Source organism: Agrobacterium tumefaciens, assembly GCF_005221385.1.
Lineage (GTDB): Bacteria > Pseudomonadota > Alphaproteobacteria > Rhizobiales > Rhizobiaceae > Agrobacterium > Agrobacterium tomkonis.
Map to the genome: position 1 here is coordinate 1,811,588 of NZ_CP039904.1, position 19,368 is coordinate 1,830,955.

14 protein-coding genes and 3 pseudogenes are annotated in these 19,368 nt (G+C 54.8%); 12 read left to right on the forward strand and 5 right to left on the reverse strand.

From position 1 onward, the window contains the following. Positions 1–235 precede the first annotated feature (235 nt). Positions 236–508, reverse strand: a complete 273-nt coding sequence (locus tag CFBP6623_RS26960) for a hypothetical protein (protein WP_167379195.1) — start codon at positions 506–508, stop codon at positions 236–238. On the opposite strand from CFBP6623_RS26960, the gene CFBP6623_RS23570 reads away from it, so the two are divergent. The 3 genes and pseudogenes from CFBP6623_RS23570 (at position 492) to CFBP6623_RS23580 (ending at position 3,129) form a co-directional block, all read left to right on the forward strand. Then, the gene (locus CFBP6623_RS23570) at positions 492–800 is read left to right on the forward strand and encodes a mobilization protein (RefSeq protein ID WP_137002583.1); all 309 of its coding nucleotides are present in this window, start codon (positions 492–494) and stop codon (positions 798–800) included. The genes CFBP6623_RS26960 and CFBP6623_RS23570 overlap by 17 nt on opposite strands. Then, a pseudogene (locus tag CFBP6623_RS23575) lies at positions 797–1,940 on the forward strand (type IV secretory system conjugative DNA transfer family protein). Before CFBP6623_RS23570 ends, CFBP6623_RS23575 begins: the two are co-directional and overlap by 4 nt. Positions 1,941–2,178: 238 nt before the next feature. Beyond that, positions 2,179–3,129 (forward strand): bile acid:sodium symporter family protein, encoded by a 951-nt coding sequence (locus tag CFBP6623_RS23580; protein WP_080842997.1) that lies wholly within the window; start codon positions 2,179–2,181, stop codon positions 3,127–3,129. Positions 3,130–3,178: 49 nt separating this feature from the next. On the opposite strand, the gene CFBP6623_RS23585 is transcribed toward CFBP6623_RS23580, so the two are convergent. After that, positions 3,179–4,234: an aldo/keto reductase gene (locus CFBP6623_RS23585; protein WP_080843265.1), complete on the reverse strand. Its 1,056-nt coding sequence runs from the start codon at positions 4,232–4,234 to the stop codon at positions 3,179–3,181. Between the two features lie 184 nt (positions 4,235–4,418). Here CFBP6623_RS23585 and CFBP6623_RS23590 point away from each other — a divergent pair, with 184 nt between their 5' ends. Beyond that, positions 4,419–5,324, forward strand: coding sequence for a LysR family transcriptional regulator (locus tag CFBP6623_RS23590; RefSeq protein ID WP_080842998.1), 906 nt, complete (start codon positions 4,419–4,421; stop codon positions 5,322–5,324). Between the two features lie 94 nt (positions 5,325–5,418). On the opposite strand, the gene CFBP6623_RS23595 is transcribed toward CFBP6623_RS23590, so the two are convergent. Continuing rightward, positions 5,419–6,204 (reverse strand): 2-keto-4-pentenoate hydratase, encoded by a 786-nt coding sequence (locus tag CFBP6623_RS23595; protein WP_080842999.1) that lies wholly within the window; start codon positions 6,202–6,204, stop codon positions 5,419–5,421. A gap of 192 nt (positions 6,205–6,396) precedes the next feature. On the opposite strand from CFBP6623_RS23595, the gene CFBP6623_RS23600 reads away from it, so the two are divergent. After that, a complete protein-coding gene (locus tag CFBP6623_RS23600; RefSeq protein ID WP_080843000.1) occupies positions 6,397–7,581 on the forward strand; it encodes an AGE family epimerase/isomerase in 1,185 nt (394 codons plus the stop codon). Between the two features lie 155 nt (positions 7,582–7,736). On the opposite strand, the gene CFBP6623_RS23605 is transcribed toward CFBP6623_RS23600, so the two are convergent. Further along, positions 7,737–9,500 carry an ABC transporter ATP-binding protein gene (locus CFBP6623_RS23605; protein ID WP_080843001.1) on the reverse strand — a complete coding sequence of 588 codons (1,764 nt, stop codon included), beginning with the start codon at positions 9,498–9,500 and terminating at the stop codon, positions 7,737–7,739. Positions 9,501–9,770: 270 nt separating this feature from the next. Beyond that, the gene (locus CFBP6623_RS23610) at positions 9,771–11,201 is read right to left on the reverse strand and encodes a mannose-1-phosphate guanylyltransferase/mannose-6-phosphate isomerase (RefSeq protein WP_080843002.1); all 1,431 of its coding nucleotides are present in this window, start codon (positions 11,199–11,201) and stop codon (positions 9,771–9,773) included. Positions 11,202–11,520: 319 nt separating this feature from the next. Between CFBP6623_RS23610 and CFBP6623_RS23615 the strand changes: the two genes are divergently transcribed. The 7 genes and pseudogenes from CFBP6623_RS23615 to CFBP6623_RS23645 all read left to right on the forward strand — a co-directional run. Continuing rightward, entirely contained in the window at positions 11,521–12,798 is a 1,278-nt protein-coding gene (locus CFBP6623_RS23615; protein ID WP_080843003.1) for a glycosyltransferase family 4 protein, read from the forward strand. Between the two features lie 168 nt (positions 12,799–12,966). Beyond that, positions 12,967–13,938 carry a GDP-mannose 4,6-dehydratase gene (gmd, locus tag CFBP6623_RS23620; RefSeq protein ID WP_080843004.1) on the forward strand — a complete coding sequence of 324 codons (972 nt, stop codon included), beginning with the start codon at positions 12,967–12,969 and terminating at the stop codon, positions 13,936–13,938. A gap of 2 nt (positions 13,939–13,940) precedes the next feature. Beyond that, entirely contained in the window at positions 13,941–14,942 is a 1,002-nt protein-coding gene (locus CFBP6623_RS23625; protein ID WP_080843005.1) for a GDP-mannose 4,6-dehydratase, read from the forward strand. A gap of 220 nt (positions 14,943–15,162) precedes the next feature. Further along, complete coding sequence (locus CFBP6623_RS23630; RefSeq protein ID WP_080843006.1) at positions 15,163–16,650, forward strand: glycosyltransferase family 4 protein; 1,488 nt, start codon at positions 15,163–15,165, stop codon at positions 16,648–16,650. Positions 16,651–16,681: 31 nt separating this feature from the next. After that, positions 16,682–16,900: pseudogene (locus tag CFBP6623_RS23635) on the forward strand (IS66 family transposase); the annotation flags it as partial. A 386-nt stretch (positions 16,901–17,286) separates the two neighbouring features. Continuing rightward, on the forward strand, positions 17,287–18,825 hold the full coding sequence (locus CFBP6623_RS23640; RefSeq protein ID WP_080843007.1) for an IS3 family transposase: 1,539 nt from the start codon (positions 17,287–17,289) through the stop codon (positions 18,823–18,825). A gap of 55 nt (positions 18,826–18,880) precedes the next feature. Next, positions 18,881–19,342: pseudogene (locus tag CFBP6623_RS23645) on the forward strand (DDE-type integrase/transposase/recombinase); the annotation flags it as partial. Positions 19,343–19,368: the final 26 nt, after the last annotated feature.

Here is a 19,368-nt window from a genome sequence, read left to right on the forward strand (position 1 = left end):
TTCCAATACCATTTGCATCAATCAGAGATAGCTGCCCAGGGCCGAAGGCGCATAGTCGGGAAGACAGACATTTGCCGGGCCGCTCAAAACCGGAGTTCGAGCGGGCTCTGGTATTGCTCAGACAGGACACCGTGGATAAGCGGAGCAGACATGAAGACCAGCCTTGAACATTTGCCGGCCTTGAGCTTTTGCCGGAACGTAAGCAACGCGAGTTTGTCCGCATCGCCGGAATTATTCAGAAAAAATTCGCTGATCTGGTGGCGCGCTCGGCGTCTGACGCCAGGCCGATGGGCGGATTTTCAAAATCATTCTGTTCGGTCTTGGGCGAAAATTTCATCTGCGCAGGTGACGGCGGCATCATGAACCATAGGGTTTGAACTCCTCTTACAATCGCTATGCCGATCTCCTCATAGAAACTGGCCGGTCTTCCAGGAGCGAAGCCGTGGTCAACAACGGCAGTTCCGGTGCGACCGCAATCGAAAGGAACAATCGTGGCAAGGAAAACCATCGAACAGCGCCTGGCTGAACTGGAGGCGCAGCGGTCTGCGCTGAAGGCCCGGCTTTCCAAAACCGAGCGCAACAACGATATGCGCCGCAAGGTCCTGATCGGGTCGCTCGTCCTGCAATACGTGGAGACTTCGAATGATCAGGAGTTCAGCAAACAACTCGGTGACTGGCTGCGCCGCGAACTGCCAGGGTTTCTGACACGCGACAATGACAAGGCGCTCTTTGCCGATCTGATCGGACCAGTGCTACCGGGGAACGGAGAGGGTGGCGACAGTGCGGAAGGGCTTCCATGAACCGGTTACGGCTTGCCCGGGCCGCATTCAAGAACATGATGCGCGCCGCCGCGCGGGATCCGCTCTGGGCATTTCTGGCTTTGATCACCATGCCCTTCCGGATCTGGAAACGGCTTCTTGGATTTATGTTCATCCTGTTCAACGTCACCTTTGTGATCGGCATGGGGGGCGGTCATTTCCTCGAGCAAACGGGTTTCGAGCGGGGCTCGCTTGTCCACATCATCCCGGGTCTCTTAACCCTGCTGGCGCTTGCCGTTATCACCTTCTGGTTCATTACCAATTCACTGATTTTGCATTTCGGGGAGAATGACGATGAGACCCATGGCTCAGCCCGCTTTGCGACAGACAAGGAGATAGCCGCTCTCACCTCATGCGGCTCCGGCTTCCTGATCAGTCGTCATACAAAAACGGGCAAGCTCCTGCGCTATGATGGCCCGGCCCATCTCCTCACCATGGCGCCGACCCGTACCGGCAAGGGCGTGGGCACGATCATCCCGAACCTGCTGACCGCCAATCGTTCGGTGATCTGCGTCGATCCAAAAGGCGAGAATGCAAGGATCACCGGCCGTGCGCGCCAGAAATTCGGACCGGTTCATGTGCTCGATCCTTTTGCTGTTACCGGGAGACCTTCTGCAGCCTTCAATCCCCTTGCCATGTTTGATCCCAAAGCCGGTGACACCCGTTCTTTATCTGCTCGATGAGTTCGCATCCCTTGGGCATCTGGCACCGGTCGAACGCGCGATGGGTCTAATGGCGGGTTACGGTGTCCAGCTTTGGCCCATCCTTCAGGACATCCATCAGTTGCGTGCCACATACGGTCACCGCGCCGGAACTTTCCTGTCAAACGCCGGCGTGCTGCAGGTCTTTGGCGTCAACGATCATGACAGCGCCCGTCTCATCTCTGATTTCGGACAGGAAACGGTCGTGTTCCAGACGATGGCGAGAGCGCTCGATTCCGATAAGACAGGCATATCCTACAGCCAGCAGCATACCGGCCGGCCGTTACTCACCCCGGACGAGGTGCGCAATCTTCCAGCCAACGGACAATTGCTGTTCCTGGCCGGGCAACGACCTGTTTTTGCGCAAAAACTTGCCTACTTCGCCGATCCGGAGTTCAGGGAGATGTTCGATCCAGTCTAAGGCACGACGAAAAAGCCGTCCGGCATCTGCATCGGACCTTGTATGCGCTGCCTCGGACTCTCTCGGCGCAATAGGAAGCGGATAGATTAGCCATCGTCAAAATTGTAGTCCTGGGGTGACGGCGACATCGTGTTCAAGGGATCGTTTTCGATCACGAGGTCTAGCAACGGCGCAATGACCTTGACAGGGCACCATAGGAGACTAGAGGGGGGGGCATGATCATCTTGGGAGTATTGAAATGAAAACACTGGCAGCCGTTTCGGCTTTTGTGGGCAAGACCTTTGCGGCCTGGGTCATCCTGTTTGCAGTGCTCGGCTTCTTTTTTCCGAATACGTTCAAGCAGATCGCGCCGTGGATCGTCACGCTTCTCTCAATCATCATGTTCGGCATGGGTCTCACACTTTCGGTCAATGACTTCAGGGAGGTAGTGAAAAGGCCGTTCGATGTGACCATCGGCGTGCTCGGTCAGTTTCTCATCATGCCGCTTCTGGCGGTGCTGCTCACCCGCATCATTCCCATGCCGCCGGAAGTCGCGGCGGGCGTCATTCTGGTCGGTTGCTGCCCGGGCGGCACGTCTTCCAATGTCATGACTTATCTCTCTAAGGGCGATGTCGCGCTGTCGGTCGCCTGCACCTCGGTCACCACGCTTGCCGCGCCGCTGGTGACGCCATTCCTCGTCTGGCTGTTCGCAAGCCAGTTCCTGCCGGTTGACGGCTGGGCCATGTTCCTCAGCATCGTCAAAGTCGTTCTGGTTCCGCTGGCTCTCGGCGCCGCCCTGCAAAAGCTGCTGCCCGGCCTCGTCAAGACCGCCGTACCGGCGTTGCCGCTCGTTAGCGTCATTGGCATTGTCCTCATCGTCTCGGCGGTGGTCGGAGGATCCAAGGCGTCCATCGCCCAGTCTGGATTGATGATTTTTGCCGTCGTGGTTCTGCACAATGGCCTCGGCTATCTGCTCGGTTACCTCGCGGCAAAGGCAACGGGCCTGTCGCTTGCCAAGCGCAAGGCCATTGCGATTGAGGTCGGCATGCAGAATTCCGGGCTTGGTGCGGCACTTGCCACGGCCTATTTCTCGCCTCTCGCTGCCGTTCCGAGTGCCATTTTCAGCGTCTGGCACAATATTTCCGGTGCAATCCTGGCGAACTGGTTTTCGGGCCGGGTGGACGCAGGCTCCGCCAACAAAACCGCCTGAAGCTCCGCATTTGTCAGGCCGCCCGTCGTTGAGGCGGCCTGACCCTGCCTTAGAACGGCATAGTCTGACGTGCTAGGGCAGGTGGATTAAGCCGGGCAAAGCCCTCCTGGCGCTGATACGGGAAATGCGGGTAGGGCGCTGTCGTCTCGCTGGCTTTATCCAGTGTCGCGAGCTGTGCGGATGTCAGTTCCCATCCCACGGCATCGAGATTGTGCCGAAGCTGTTCCTCGTTGCGCGCGCCGATGATGACCGTGGAAACAGTCGGGCGTCTGAGCAACCAGTTCAGGGCGACCTGCGGTACGGTCCGGCCTGTCTCCGTCGCAACGGCGTCGAGCGCATCGATCACGCGGTAGAGATGTTCATCATCCACCGGCGGGCCGAAACCGGCGGTTTCATGCAGGCGGCTACCCTCAGGCAGCGGCGTGCCGCGGCGGATTTTTCCGGTCAGCCGTCCCCAGCCAAGCGGGCTCCAGACCATTGCGCCAAGACCCTGATCCGCGCCGAGCGGCATCAGATCCCACTCGTAATCTCGGCCGATCAGGGAGTAGTAGACCTGGTTGACCACATAACGCGGCCAGCCATATCGATCCGCGACCGCCAGCGATTTCATGATCTGCCAACCTGAAAAATTCGAGACACCAATATATCGCACCTTGCCCGACCGGACGAGCGTATCGAACGTCGAGAGCACTTCCTCAACCGGCGTGAAGGCGTCGTAGGCGTGGAGCTGAAGAATATCGATATAATCGGTCTCAAGGCGGCGTAAAGCGTCATCCACCGCGCGAAGCAGCCTGAAACGGGAAGATCCGGCTTCGTTTGGGCCATCACCCATCGGCAGGCTGGTCTTGGTCGAGATGAGAACGCTGTCGCGCCTCCCCTTGACAGCTTCGCCGAGCACTTCCTCCGATGCGCCATTGGAATAGACATCGGCGGTATCGAAGAGGTTGACGCCTGCTTCCAGACAAATATCGATCAGGCGTCGGGCTTCTGCCGCATCTGAATTGCCCCAGTTGCTGAAGAGCGGGCCGGAGCCGCCGAAGGTTCCGGTGCCGAAACTCAAGACCGGCACCCTCAGACCGGATTTGCCAAGCTGGCGATATTCCATGAGACTTTCCTTTGTTGTTTCGAAATGATCGTGGGCGGCGCGTCGCGGCGTGGCCTTCTGCCCGTCCATTAGTGATCCGACGGGTGAAGACTGCGCTGTGTTGCAATCGCTTTCTTAAGATAGACGCCTGCTCTTCAATGAAATAGAATGCCGAAAATATTATCACTTGTGAGATGAAGTCATCATGGCGCGATTGGAGATCAACCGGGCAGGGGAGATGGAGATCTTCGTACGGGTCGTTGAGCTTGGTGGTTTTTCTCGCGCGGCGGCTGCGGCTAACATGACGCCTTCCGCCGTGAGCAAGCTGATCGCGCGCTTGGAAAGCCGCCTTGGTGCACGCCTGCTCAACCGTTCCACCCGTCAGCTTCAGATCACCCCCGAGGGCTGCGCCTTCTATGAACGGGCCACCCGTATCCTCGCCGATCTCGAAGAGGCCGAACGCGCCGCCGGGGAAGGTGAACGGCCTCTCGGCCGCGTGCGGATCAACACCAGCGCATCCTATGCAGCGCATATTCTTGCACCGATCCTGCCACGGTTTCTGGCGTTCCATCCAGGCATTACGCTCGATATCGTACAGACGGATCTGGTGGTTGACCTGCTTGCGGAACGCACGGATGTGGCCGTGCGCGCGGGACCACTGAAAAGCTCAACGCTTGTCGCCCGCAAGCTCGGTGAGACGAGAATGATCATCGCGGCCTCTCCTGATTATCTGGAACGTTATGGCACGCCGCAGACAATAACCGATCTGGAAGACCACAATCGGCTCGGGTTCGGTTACGCGCGGTCAGTGGACGGGTGGCCGTTGCGGGACGCCGGAAAGACCGTCGTTATTCCGGCCACGGGACGCGTGCAGGTCAGCGATGGCGAAGGTCTTCGCCGTCTTGCTCTTGCCGGTGTCGGGCTGGTTCGTCTTGCCGCTTTCACCGTGAGAGACGATATCGCCGCCGGCCGGCTGGTCCCCGTGCTCGATCATCGCGATACGGGTGAGACGGAGATGTTTCATGCCGTCTATGTCGGCCAACGGGGACCGCTTCCGGCACGTATTAGGGCCCTGCTCGATTTTCTGGGTGAATACGGGCGGGTGAAATAAAACGATGCAAATAGATAACGGTTGGAAACGGCGCCCGTTGGCTTCTCATGGCTGCGGATCGGGCGCGTGTGATTGTATCCGTTAGGCTGGCGGCTTAATCTTTCGGACCTGACAATGTGAAAGCGCCGACCGATTCCAGCATAATGCCGGTCTCGCCAGAAAGTGCACCCGGCAACGCACCGCAGAGGCTGCCCGTCGTCACCACTTGGCCTGCTCTCAGCATATGTCCTGTGTTGAGTGCGGCGTTGGCGAAGGCGAGAAGCGGCGCCAACGGATCAATATTCGGGTGTTTTACCTTGGCATTGAAGAGCTGCACTGGACCATCGGTGACGATGAGCAGCGGCAGGTCATCGCTATTAGCCGCAAAAACATCCACGATGCGCTTGTCCACTTCCGGCCCGAGGGCGAAACCGTGGTTGGCGAGGCGATCTGCGAGAAAGAGCGGAAACGGAACCTGATTTTTCTCTTCCAGCCTGTATCGGAGAAGCTCGACACCGAGATGCACTTTGTCGATATACTGCATCATATCCGCCCTGGTGAGCTGCCTTTCAGCGGCGGCGGGAATATCGGCAGCGAGCGTAAAGCATATCTCGACTTCAATCCCTTCTATACCAGCCAGCGGGAAGGAAGCGACATTGGCATCGTTCACCCGGCAGCAATCAAACATGGGCGCCCCAACAGCCTCACCATCCGGCCGGATCGCCAGTTTCCAGCCGGCAGCCGGCGTTGCCCAGTTTCCAGCAAAAGCCCGCTGAACCGCCATAGCCTCTGAAAGGCTGCCGGGAACGAGATCCTCCGCTTCAAGCTCTGCCAGAGGAATTCTCGCGCCTTGATGAACTGCTTCCGCGAAGCGCCCTGCTAGTTTTTCCATTGACGTCATTGTCTGATATGTCCCCTCGGTCTGCGTCGCTAATGGTGGCACGATCTGTAGCTGTTCGCCAGCAGTTCGCGCAGATGAACGCGCTTGGACTGAGGGATAGTTATGCTGCTCCAAAACGACGGTTTTAGCCTTTGTTTTCAGTCTTTCTTGTCGTATGGGTGCCACGGATACATCCCAAGAGAGAGTTACCGCATGACCGTGCAATTTCCGAGTATCGCGCAGACACTTGCCGAGGAGATCGGAACATTACGCAAATGGCTTGACGAGGATGCCCTGCCATTGTGGTGGGAGGCGGGGTCAGCCCGGCCGGATGGCGGCTTTTACGAGCGGCTCGGTCAGGATGCGAAACCGGTTTTTTCCGATGACCGCCGCGCCCGCGTCCAGCCGCGCCAGGCTTATTGTTATGCCGCCGCCGGCCAGCATGGCTGGCATGGACCCTGGAAAGACGCAGTGTTGCACGGGCTGTCTTGGTTCGAGAAGGTCTATCGCCTTGAGAACGGCCTTTACGGCAACCTGGCCGACCAGACTGGAAAACTGATCGACCCCTCCTTCGATCTCTACAACCAGGCTTTTGCGCTTTTCGCCGCAGCACAGACAGCTGCGATCCTTCCCGAGCGAAAGAATGAGATGCGCAGCCGCGCGCTCGAAATCCTTGCCGTTCTCGAGCGCGACTACAGACACCCCATCGCTGGCTTCGAGGAGGCGAACCCGCCGCGCACACCGCTTTGCTCCAATCCGCATATGCATCTTTTCGAAGCGATGCTGGCTTGGGAAGAACAGGATCGTGACGGCCCGTGGTCGGCGCTGGCGGACGAGATTGCTGGCCTCGCACTTTCCCGCTTCATCGATGACGGCAATGGCGGCCTGCGCGAATTCTTCGACCATGACTGGACACCTTACGAGGGGGAGAAGGGCCGGATCATGGAGCCGGGCCACCAGTTCGAATGGGCCTGGCTTCTGGTGCGCTGGGGCAGCCTGCGTGGAAACGAAGAAGCGATCAGGAAGGCAAAGCGCCTGTTCGAGATCGGGGAAGACCACGGTATCTGCCCGCGCCGCAAGGTGGCGGTGATGAGCCTTTACGACGATTTTTCGGTGCGTGACGGGCTTGCGCGACTATGGCCGCAGACGGAATGGCTGAAGGCGGCGGTGCGGCTTGCCAGTGTGACTGATGGTGAGGAGCGGCAGCGTTACCTTGCCTCTGGTCTGAGCGCCATCGGCGCGCTGCAGCCTTTCCTTGATACGCCGGTCAAGGGCCTGTGGTTCGACAAATGGCCGGCGGACCGGCCCATGCTCGACGAACCGGCGCCGGCAAGCACGTTTTATCACATCGTCTGCGCCATCTATGAGGCAGAGGCGGTGCTGGCGGTCAGTGGTTGATCTCAGGACGCCTAGCCGGTGAGACTGCATTCGCCACCCTCCTTTTCAGGGTGGCGAGACAGTTAGTATTAATATGCTGCAAGCAGCCGGTTCGTTATAGCTGACGCACTCGGCGCAGATCAAAGTCGCGCCTTTCGTCTGTCGAATCCTCTCGACTAAGCTACATCGGCGTCAAATTGGATACTGTGAAGCCGTTTATAAAGGCCATCATTCGCAAGAAGCTCACGTCTGCTGCCCTGCTCGGCAACCTCACCATTGTCCATAACGACAATTTTGTCGGCGCGATTGATAGTGGAGAGACGGTGAGCAATGACGATTGATGTCTTGTTGAACGTCAATCGCTCAAGTGCATCGCGGACGAGAGCTTCGGATTCTGAATCCAATGCACTTGTTGCTTCATCGAGGATCAAAATATCTGCGTCTCTGAGCATGGCGCGGGCTATCGCAACACGCTGCCGCTGCCCCCCGGACAATCCAGAGCCGTTTTCGCCGAGCCTGCTGTCATAGCCGTCCGGCATGCTCATGATGAAATCGTGCGCATTGGCTGCCTTGGCGGCCGCTATTATCTCTTCTTCGGTGGCATTGTCGCGGCCAACGGAAATATTGTGTCTTATAGTTCCCGAAAATAGGAATGTTTCCTGCCCGACGTAAGAAACGTGCTCGCGCAAGCTCGAAAAAGAAACGTCGCGCAAATCCATACCGTTGATTTCTACGGAACCGGTTTGCGGATCGTAAAGGCGCATCATGAGATTGATGATGGTGGATTTGCCGCTGCCGGATGGGCCAACGAGCGCAGTCATCTTGCCACCTTCGAAGAGCAGGCTGACATCCTTCAGAACAGGCTGGCCTGCAACATATTCAAAGCTCACATTTTTCAGTTCGACGTTGCCCGTCGCTTTGGGCAGAGGCTCGGCGTCTTTTTTCTCTGCAAGCGTCAGCGGGGCGTCCAGCACCTCAAACATCATCCGCACGCCAATCATACCGCCTTCGATCTGTACCCGCATGCGGGCGAGGCGTTTCGCCGGTTCATAAGCGAGCAACAGGGCGGTAATAAATGCCATCAAATCGCCCGGCGAGCCGCCTTTTTCAAGAACGGTATAGCCGGACACGGCAATAACTACAGCAATTGCAAGGCCTGATAAAGTCTCCATGATAGGGCTGGTTGCGGCCTCCAATTTGGCAATGCCATTGGCACGTTGCTCTACGTCGGAAACCGCCTTGTTCATGCGCTGACGCATAAGCTTCTCAAGGGAGAATGCCTTGATGACACGTACACCTATGCTGGTTTCCTGTACGACATTGACAATCTCACCGAGCGAAGCAAGCTCCGCCTCCATGATCTTGCGTACGCGGCGCAAGACAAGCCGAACGCTGAAGATGGCAAGAGGGCCAATAATCATGGAGATCGCACTGAGGAGGAAATTCTGGGCGAACATCACGATAATCAGACCGATCAGCGAAAACAGATCACGCACGAAAGAAGTAACTATTGTATCGATAACATTTCGAGCGGATTGCGCATTGTAAGTGACGCGAACAAGTAGCTCGGAGGATGGTATATTTTGAAAAAAAGAGACCCCCTGCCTCAAAAGTCGGTCATAGATCTTTCGTTGTTGCTCCGCGACGATACTATTCCCAGCTTTGCTGAGATAATAACTCTGCACGAAGGTTGCCAGACCTTTAATGATAAAGATTGCCGCAACCGCAACCGCAATCTCAAGGACAACCTCAAAGCCTCGTTTCAGATAAACACTGTTGACGATGTCGCGCATGATCCAGGCGCTAAGCGAAGTCATCCCCGCAACCACGATCATCGCGGCTATCGCTGCAGAGTACCAGCCCACGTGCTTTTTGAAGTTTTCTTTAAAAAGTCGCACCAGCAACTTCTTGTCGTTTTCAGACAAAAAAGATCCGATCACGGAGATATCCTTAGTTAGCTGATACCACTACGATTTGAGAAATTGATAGCTGTCCATTTCGATCATTTTTTGACCAGGAAACCAGTGAACTATCTGTTCCGAACAGGTAAGCCGCATCGTACTTCGTTTTGTAATCCCGTATCAACTGGCTTGATAATTTCTCTCGGCGCTGGAAAAGTCCTCAGACTCGTTGCTCAAGCGAACCAAATAGTGTGGTGGCTGGCGAGTGTCAACATCCTGCGGCCCCGGTCGCACATTCGCGATGCACCGTTACCGCCTTTTATAATCGTCCTCGATGCGGATGACATCGTCCTCGCCAATATAGGCTCCGGTCTGGATTTCGACCAGTTCGAGCGGGATCTGCCCCTCATTGGCAAGACGGTGCGGCTGGCCGATCGGGATATAGACCGACTGGTTTTCCGTCAGCAGTCGGGTCTCGTCACCAATCGTCACCGTCGCCGTTCCCTTGACGACGATCCAGTGTTCCGAGCGGTGATAATGTTTCTGGAACGAGATGCGGTGGCCGGGATCGACCGTGATGTGGCCAACCCGGTAACGCTTATCCACATACATGTGTTCGATATAACCCCAAGGGCGATAAACGCGTTTGTGCGCCTGCGTCTGCGGCGCATGGTCGCCGTCCTTCAGGGTCTCCACCAGACCCTTGACATCCTGCACCCGGTTTTTCGGCACCACCAGAACCGCATCCTTGGTGGCCACCACCACCAGATCCTTGGCGCCCACCACCGTCGTCAGCAATTGCGTCGAATGGATGAGGCAGCCTTCGGAATCGATGAAGACGCCGTTACCTTCCAGCGCATTGTCATTGCTGTGTTTGTCGGCGATCTCCCAGATCGCGTCCCAGCTGCCGATATCCGACCAGCGAAAATGGCCGTGCACGACAGCCATGCGCCTGGTCTTCTCAATCACGGCATAGTCGATGGAATTCTTGGGCGAGGCTTCGAAGCTTTCCTGATGCAGACGCACGAAACCGAGGTCGCTTTCATATTGCTCGACGGACTGCGTTACCGCGGCTAGAATTTCCGGCGCAAAGGCCTCCAGTTCGGCAATCATCACGTCGGAGCGGAACAGGAAGTTTCCGGAATTCCAGAGATAGCCTTTTTCGAGATAGGAGATCGCCGTCTTCATGTCAGGCTTCTCCACGAAGGCCTCGACCTTGCTCAGATCCTTTTCACCATCGATCGCCTCGCCCGGCTTGATGTAACCATAGGAGGTGCGCGGCTCCGTCGGCACCAGGCCGAAGACGACGATATTGCCCTGATCGGCGGCTTTGGCGCCGAGTTTCACGGCATCGGAAAACTTGTCGGCGTCGAGCACCACATGGTCGGCAGCAAGCGCCAGAACCAGGCATCCGGGTTCGCGGCGCTCGGCCAGCACGGCGGCGGCGGCCATGGCGGCGGCGCTGTCGCGGCGGGCGGGCTCAAGCACCACGGTGGCCGGCAGATCGATCTCCTCCGCCTGACGGCGGGCAAAAAAACGGAAATCCTCGTTGGTGATGACGAGTGGCTCGGAATAAAGCGTTTCGTCACCCACCCGCTGCAGGGTCTGCTGATAGGTCGAAAGATCGCCGACCAGCGGCTGAAACTGCTTGGGCAACTGATCGCGCGAGACCGGCCATAGCCTGGAGCCAGCACCACCGGCCAGAAGAACCGGCGTGATCTTTCGAGTGTACGTGCTCAAAATGAAACCTCTCAACTTTCTATCGCCCCTTGACTTTCGTGATATCGAACGTGAGCTGACGCTTCAAATGCGGCATAGAGCTTTCCACAGCGAATAGAAACAACGTGATTTTTACTTGATGAACCGATGACTGCCAAAATTTTCACGGGTGATGAGCGCATTTGACAAGGGTTCAGAACCACCTGTATAAGCCGCGCACATCTCCGCCCGCGCCAGAAGTTAAGGGCTTAAAGAGGGGCGTATCCCCGATGTGGGTGATTTAGTAACGCTGCATCGGCGTCAACTGCCACTTGGTGGGGCATGAGGATATGTCTGCAAGATGACTGAAGTTTTTTTCGATCTTTCCGAGCTTTTTTTAAATTCAGGCGTGAAATTCAAATATTATGGTATCTCCAGAACTGTGATGGAGGTTGCTTACGAACTGACAAGGTTGGATTCGAGGGTCCGATACGTCATATATTCTCCATATCATGGTCGGTTTTTTGAAGTTTTCCCGAGGGTTGGAGACGCATCACCGACTGGCGTGTTGGACCACAATCTTCCTCCTTCGGCCACTCCTCTTCGGCTGCGTCAGAGCCTCTTCAACAATAACCCCGTAAAATCTTCCGTTTATTGGGCAATTCGAAAGATCGTCGATTTCAGAAACCGGCGGCGATGGGCTACGGTGCCGGATGGTTCGGCTAAGGAGGTCGATCTCTCGGGCCATGTGCTGATCTCCCTGGGCAGGCCCAAGATTATGTCCGACTATCTGGAGGCCCTTGAAGCGCGTGGAACAAAGGTGATCTTCGTCCCACTTCTGCACGACATGATCCCGTTGCATGATTTCACGCACAGGAATCAATTCTCTTTCCCGAAAAATTTTCTGCACGACAATCAGGTGGCGATTAAAGCATCGTCACTCGTTCTCACGAATTCGGAATTCACAGCTCGTGAAGTCATGCATTTTTCGGATAAAGGCGTGTTGCCGCCTGTATCCAAGGTCATTGCCGTGCCGCTTTGCAACGAGCTGCGCCCGACATCAGAGCCCATAGAGAAGCGCGGGCCGTCCGGACGTTACATCTTATGCGTGGGAATCTACAATGGCAGGAAAAATCTGGAATGCGTAGTTGAGGCCATGATGTCACTTCACGAGCGGGGAATGGATGTCCCCAGTCTAGTATTGGCCGGTGCGAGACGTAAACGCGTGGAGAAATTTCTGAAGAATAAGCGATTTATGCCCCTGTCCATGAAATTTCATTTCGTACTCAACCCGAACCAGGCCGAACTGGCGGAATTGTATAAACGTGCATTTGCGCTGGTTCTCCCCAGTCGGATGGAAGGATGGGGCCTGCCCATAAGCGAGGCACTATGGTGCGGAACACCTGCACTGGCGGCGGACGTGCCGGCACTGAGAGAGGCGGGGGGCGACCTGGCGCGCTATTTTGACCCGGAAAAGCCAGATGAGTTGGCGGATGTTTTGGGTGAGTTGTTGGTGAACCACGCGGAGTACGAAGCTCTGCGTCTTGAGATCGCTGAACGGAAACCCTTTATGCGGACATGGCACAATGTTGCATCTGAAATACTTTCGGGAGTGAAAAATACGCTTTTAGTGACTTGAAGCTTTTCGTATGTCGCTGACGGATATCTGTGCGTTCAGATAAAAGGACTCGGTAAATTCCGATAAATATCATAGAAGAGATTGCTGTCTGCGCATTTTTTTGAATTCGTGCTGGCATGTAATGCAGAATGACCAGAAGATCTGGGTTGATTAGATTACAGGTGGAAAATGAAAAAAGCGTTGGTAACCGGATTAACTGGCCAGGATGGAGCCTATCTTTCGCAGTTTTTGCTGGAGAAGGGTTATGAAGTATACGGCTTGGTGCGGCGCTCCAGTACTGCAGATGTCAATGATACTAGGCTGAAGTGGCTGAATATCGACAAGCATGTTCGTATTATTGATGGAAATCTTACAGATCTCTCCAGCATAATTCGGATTATGCGTGAAGTGCAGCCCGACGAAATATACAATCTGGGTGCGCAATCATTTGTGAAGTCTTCTTGGAATCAGCCGCTGCTGACAGGGCAGGTGACGGGCCTGGGTTGCGCAAACATGTTGGAGGCGACGAGACTTGAGGTGCCGGGTGCGCGCTTTTATCAGGCTTCCTCTTCTGAAATGTATGGCCTCATTCAGGAGGCGATGCAGAACGAGACGACGCCGTTTTATCCGCGTTCCCCTTATGCTGTTGCGAAGCTTTACGCGCACTGGATGACGGTAAACTACCGCGAGAGTTTCGGTTTGCACGCCTCCAGTGGTATTCTGTTCAATCACGAATCGCCGCTGCGTGGGATCGAATTCGTAACCCGCAAGGTTACAGACGGTGTGGCCAGAATTAAGTTGGGGCTTCGCGACGAGCTACGCCTCGGCAATATTGATGCGAAGCGCGACTGGGGTCACTCTAAGGACTATGTCCGTGCAATGTGGCTGATGTTGCAGCAGGAAATCCCGGATGACTATGTTGTTGCAACAGGGCGCACTGTTACCGTTCGCGATATGTGCAAGATCGCTTTCGGGCACGTTGGGCTGAATGTTGATGATTATCTCGTAATCGATCCGGAGCTGTTCCGCCCGGCTGAGGTTGACGTACTCCTTGGGAATCCCAAGAAAGCAAAAGAGAAGCTTGGTTGGGAAGCCACAATCACGCTTGAAGAGATGATTTGTGAAATGGTTGATGCGGATATCAGTCGGCTTTCGAAGTGAATATGGCGCAGCAAAATTCTGTCTCTAACCCCCGTGTCTTGATAACGGGCGCGAATGGATTTGTTGGACGTTGGCTGCGGGAGGAATTACAAAAAGTCCTCCCGCCGGCCGCTCAGATAGTTTCCACCTTCAAGGGAGGTGGAAATGACGTTGCAGCTCAGTCACAAGGAACTGAGGTCTCAATTGCGTTGGACATTGAAGACGAAGAGGCTGTCGCACAGGTGATAGAGACCTGGCGACCGACCGTGGTTATACATTTGGCTGCGGTCTCTCATGTATTGGAAGCCTCTGCTTCTCCGAAACAGACATTTGCCGTCAATCTTAACGGTACGATTGCGCTGGCATGTAGTGTTCGCAAATTTTGCCCAGATGCCCTGTTTATAAATATCGGGTCGTCCGAGGTTTATGGGAGCAGCTTCATCGGTGCGACAAGTCCTTTGGACGAGGAAACGTTACTTGCTCCGACAAATGTCTATGCAACATCTAAGGCTGCTGCGGATCTCTTTATTGGCCAAATGGCGAGAAGCGGTCTGAATTCTGTTCGATTTCGACCGTTTAATCACACTGGACCGGGGCAAGCGGAGAGCTTCGTAGTCTCGGGTTTTGCGGCGCAAATAGCACGGATCGAAAAAGGCCTGCAACCGCCGACTATCAAAGTTGGCAATCTTGAAGCGCAACGCGATTTTACCGATGTGAGAGATATAGTTTCGGCCTACGCTGCTGCAGCTCTCTTACCTGCAGAAGTGTTTAAGAAGGGAGAAATTCTGAATCTATCCTCTGGAATACCGCGCCGAATTGGAGATATTCTTGATGAGTTGCTAGGAATGTCCCCAGCTCAAATTCAGATCATTGAAGATCCTACTCGGATGAGGCCAAGTGAAGTGCGCTATGCCGCAGGTAGTTCTGTGAAAGCACATGGCCTTCTTAAGTGGTCACCGACGACCCCTTGGCAAGAGACCTTACGTTCCGTTTTAGATTACTGGCGTTCGAAAGTCTCGCTTTGAATAGGCTACTTTGTTTCGACTTGGATTTGACAGATCCTCTTTCTATCATGTGGGGTAATCGTTAAATTCGCCTTCTCGGGGGTAAATTTCGGAGGCAACAGAGATGTTCGTTCGTGCCGTCTCTAAAGCCTCCGCGTCTGTTTTGAAACGAGACGAGCAAATGGACTAGTTTTGAATTCTATGGCAGATGCTTTGAGTTTTCAATAATATTGGGGACGTTATGTCAGATACTAATAAAAAAATGCGCGTGTTTTTCGACATATCGAGTCTCGTAGCTTACGTTGCTAAAATAGACAGATATTCCGGAATCCAGCGCGTCCTTGTAAATATAGTTGCGGAAATTAAAAAATATGCAGTCGATGCCGAGTTTTATTTTTGCTTTCATGAGGGCGTGACCAGAAAGTATGTCTCTCTGCCGTTTTCATATTTTAACATGGAGAATTTTGACGACCCCGCAACGCTTCGGGCAGCTCTCAAAATGCCGAAAGTAAGTACAGCGGCGGATATCTCTGTGATATCAAGGTATAATTCAAATATACTAAAGTTCTACTTCCATAGAACGAAGCTAGATTTCTTGGCGATGCTTGGTTCAAAACATTCTTTTTTGAGGCACAATATTACACCTGAACGTTGGCTGGAGATGCGTTTCCCACGAGACAGGAAGTCGCGGAAGAGCGCAATGAAAAAAAGCTTTTTGGCAATCTGCCAACCAGGTGATGTATTGGTCAATCTCGATAGCTCTTGGTTAGATCTGCACGAAAGGACCTTCGCTGCTGCGAAGGAAAAGGGTGTGATCTGTTACACTCTCGTTTACGATCTTATTCCTATTTTGTTGCCACAAACTACGAATGGTATGATGCCGCTGATTTTTCATAAGTGGCTAGCTAACAGCGTGGAGTATACGACGAAGTATCTCTGTATCAGTAATGCGACAAAGAAAGATTTGCAGATCTTTTTAGCTAAGAGCGGTTGTAGGCACGAAATCGATGTTTTGCCATTGGCTCAGCAGGGAATAGATAGAAAAGTGACTCCCGAAGCAGCGGGTCCGATGTCTGTTAAAGTCAACAAGAACGCATATCCGTGGCTTTACGAGGTCGCCGAGATTTCGGATCATGTGCGCAACGTGGCCACGATTCCCTACGTACTGTGCGCCGGAACAATTGAGGCCCGTAAGAACGTTTGGCGCATTGCACAGAGTTGGCAGCGCTTGCTTGAGGACGGGGACTATGACCTTCCGCGACTTGTATTTGCTGGAAGAAAGGGTTGGCATATTCGCGCATTTGAAGACTTCTTGAATGCTACAGGCAATCTTAACGGCTGGATCCAGATTATAGAAGCGCCTAGTGATAGTGAGTTGGCGTTTCTGTACAGGAATTGTAAATTCTCGATTATGGCAAGTCTTTATGAGGGGTGGGGATTGCCAGTGGGGGAGGCGCTCTCGTATGGAAAAACTGCGGTTGTCTCGAATAATAGTTCGCTCCCTGAGGTTGGCGGGGATCATGTTGAATATTGTGACGCGACCTCAATCGAAAGTATTGCTGCGGCTTGTGGCCGTCTCATCAAAAACCCAGCGCGTATCGAAGAGTTGGAAGATGGCATAGCCTCTGCGAAATTGCGAACGTGGGCCGAGGTGGCTTCTGATTTGCTCAGTATTCTAGGTTTACTGACCGATACGCCCGCTGAGCAAAATAATGCTTTACAGAATTGACAAGCTGTTCGTCGAGTGGCTTCGGCGGTTGAGAGAATTGCGCGGCGCGGCTTGCGGGAGAAAAAACCGGAGCGTTGCCTGTTCGATCGTGGCGCAGACCGGGCCGCCATCATGCTGATCCTGATTACGACCGCCTCAACGACATCGATCCAAAGGCCCGGCTTCCCGACTTGTTGGCCCGGATTGGTGAGCTTCCCATCTCCCGGCTGCATGCCTATTGCCTTGGGAGGAAATTCCGGCTGCTGCCTAAACAGTTTGCGAAACAGTTCTTCCGACCGGCACGGACCCTCGTCCCCATCACCAGCGGCTTCTACTTGTTCACCGGATCGCCGATCAGGCCTTCCTGATACAAACGATCACCGAATACATCGGCAATTTGCTCCTTGCGCTCGAGGGGAAGCGCGGCCAGAGCACTTCAAATGTGGGCATTTCTGTCATCATAGTTGAAAATCCTCTACCCTTCGGATAGTGATCGTTCTCTCATTGGGGGACGGTGAATTGAGGGATAATTCAGCTGACGGGCTGCGAGGCCTTGCTGCGTTAAATGTGGTAATTGCGCACTTTGTTGATGGGTTTTGGCCCAAAGTGCTCTTTCGGGGGTGCGGACGAAAACTTGGACCACCAAGGAGGTAGTTCATGTATTCCTACGCAGACAGACTTCGAGCGGTTGAGCTCTATATCCGGCTTGGCAAGCGGCTTAACGCGACCATTCGCCAGCTGGGATATCCCACCAAGAATGCGCTGAGGGGCTGGTACCGCGAGTACCTACAGCATCTCGACCTGCGTACTCAGCCGGTAGCGCGAGCGCCAAAATATTCACAGGCTCAGAGGCAGGCGGCACTTGAGCACTTTCGCACCCATGATCGTTGCATCTCTGCGACGATGAGGGCGCTCGGCTATCCCGGTCGAGGAACTCTAACCGCATGGGTTCGTGAGGCGTTTCCGGAGGCGCGGACATCGATGGTCGGTCGATCGTGGCACCCTGGCTATTCCGAAGAGGTCCGGCAAGCGGGGGTCATCGGATTATGCAGTGGAGATGAAAGCGCTCAACAGGTGGCTGACCGACTGGGCGTCTCAAGGCCGACATTGTACAGCTGGAAAGATCAGCTACTCGGTCACGAGGCCCCCTCATCCATGAAACGCCGCAAATCCAACCCCAAGGTGCCTGAACGTGAAGAGCTCGAGCGCCAACTTGAAGCCCTCCAGCGTGATGTCCGCCAGTTACAACTCGAGCATGATCTCCTGAAGAAGGCAAACGAACTCCTAAAAAAAGACCTGGGCGTCGATCTGCAGATCCTGAGTAATCGGGAGAAGACCCAGCTGATTGACGCCCTTAAGGAAGTTTATCGCTTGCCAGAGCTGCTTGCCCAGCTTCGAATTGCCCGCAGCTCCTACTTCTACCATCGCGCTCGCATGTGCCTGGCAGACAAGTATGCCGCCGTCCGCCACAGCCTAGCGGAGATCTTTGAAGCGAACCGGCGTTGCTACGGTTATCGACGTCTGCAGGCGTCGCTGGCCAGACAAAGCGTGATAATCTCGGAAAAGGTTGTCCAGCGATTGATGAAGCAGGAGCAGTTGGTCGTTGCCAAGCCGCGTCGACGGCGGTTTGGATCCTATCTGGGAGAGATCAGTCCAGCGCCCGAGAACCTGATCAATCGCGACTTTCATGCAAAAGCGCCGAACGTGAAGTGGCTGACAGATATTACTGAGTTCCAGATCCCAGCTGGCAAAGTTTACCTTTCGCCCATCATCGACTGCTTTGACGGCATGGTCATCAGCTGGTCCATCGGAACCCAACCAGATGCGGGTCTCGTCAACACAATGCTGGATGCAGCCATCGGAACCGTCGCCAACGGCGAGGAACGGCCAATCATCCATTCTGATCGCGGAGCTCATTATCGATGGCCCGGCTGGTTAACCCGTATCAGCGAAGCAAGACTGGTTCGCTCGATGTCTCGAAAGGGTTGCTCGCAAGACAACGCCGCGTGCGAAGGGTTCTTCGGTCGGTTGAAAACCGAGCTCTTCTATCCACGAGACTGGAAGGTCATCACGATCGAGCAGTTCGTGGCAGAGGTGGACGCCTACATCCGATGGTACAATGAAACGCGCATCAAAATATCACTGGGATCACTCAGCCCGGTCGAATATCGTAAGAGCCTCGGCCTGAGCATTTAAAACAGTCCAACTTTTTATCCGCACCCCCACCGGGTCACTTCTCAGTGAAAATCAACACGTGGCCTTCGTGATCGATGCCTTTGCCCGACGTATCGTCGGTTGGCGGGCAAGCCGGACTGCCCATGCGGGCTTTGTCCTCGATGCTCTGGAGCAGGCACTTCATGATCGGCGGCCCGTCAAACGGGGCGGGCTGGTTCATCATTCCGACCGCGGCTCGCAATACGTGTCGATTCGCTATTCTGAGCGGCTGGCGGAGGCGGGCATCGAGCCGTCTGTCGGGAGCGTCGGTGATTCCTATGACAACGCTCTCGCCGAAACGATCAACGGCCTTTACAAAGCCGAGGTCATCCATCGCCGGGGACCATGGCGCAACTTCGAAGCCGTGGAGTTCGCCACACTCGAATGGGTGGACTGGTTCAACAACCGACGCCTTCTGGAGCCCATCGGCAACATACCGCCAGCCGAGGCAGAAGAACGATACCATGCCATGCTGGACGCGCCAGCCATGGCCGCATAACTTAAACCAAACGGTCTCCGGTAAAC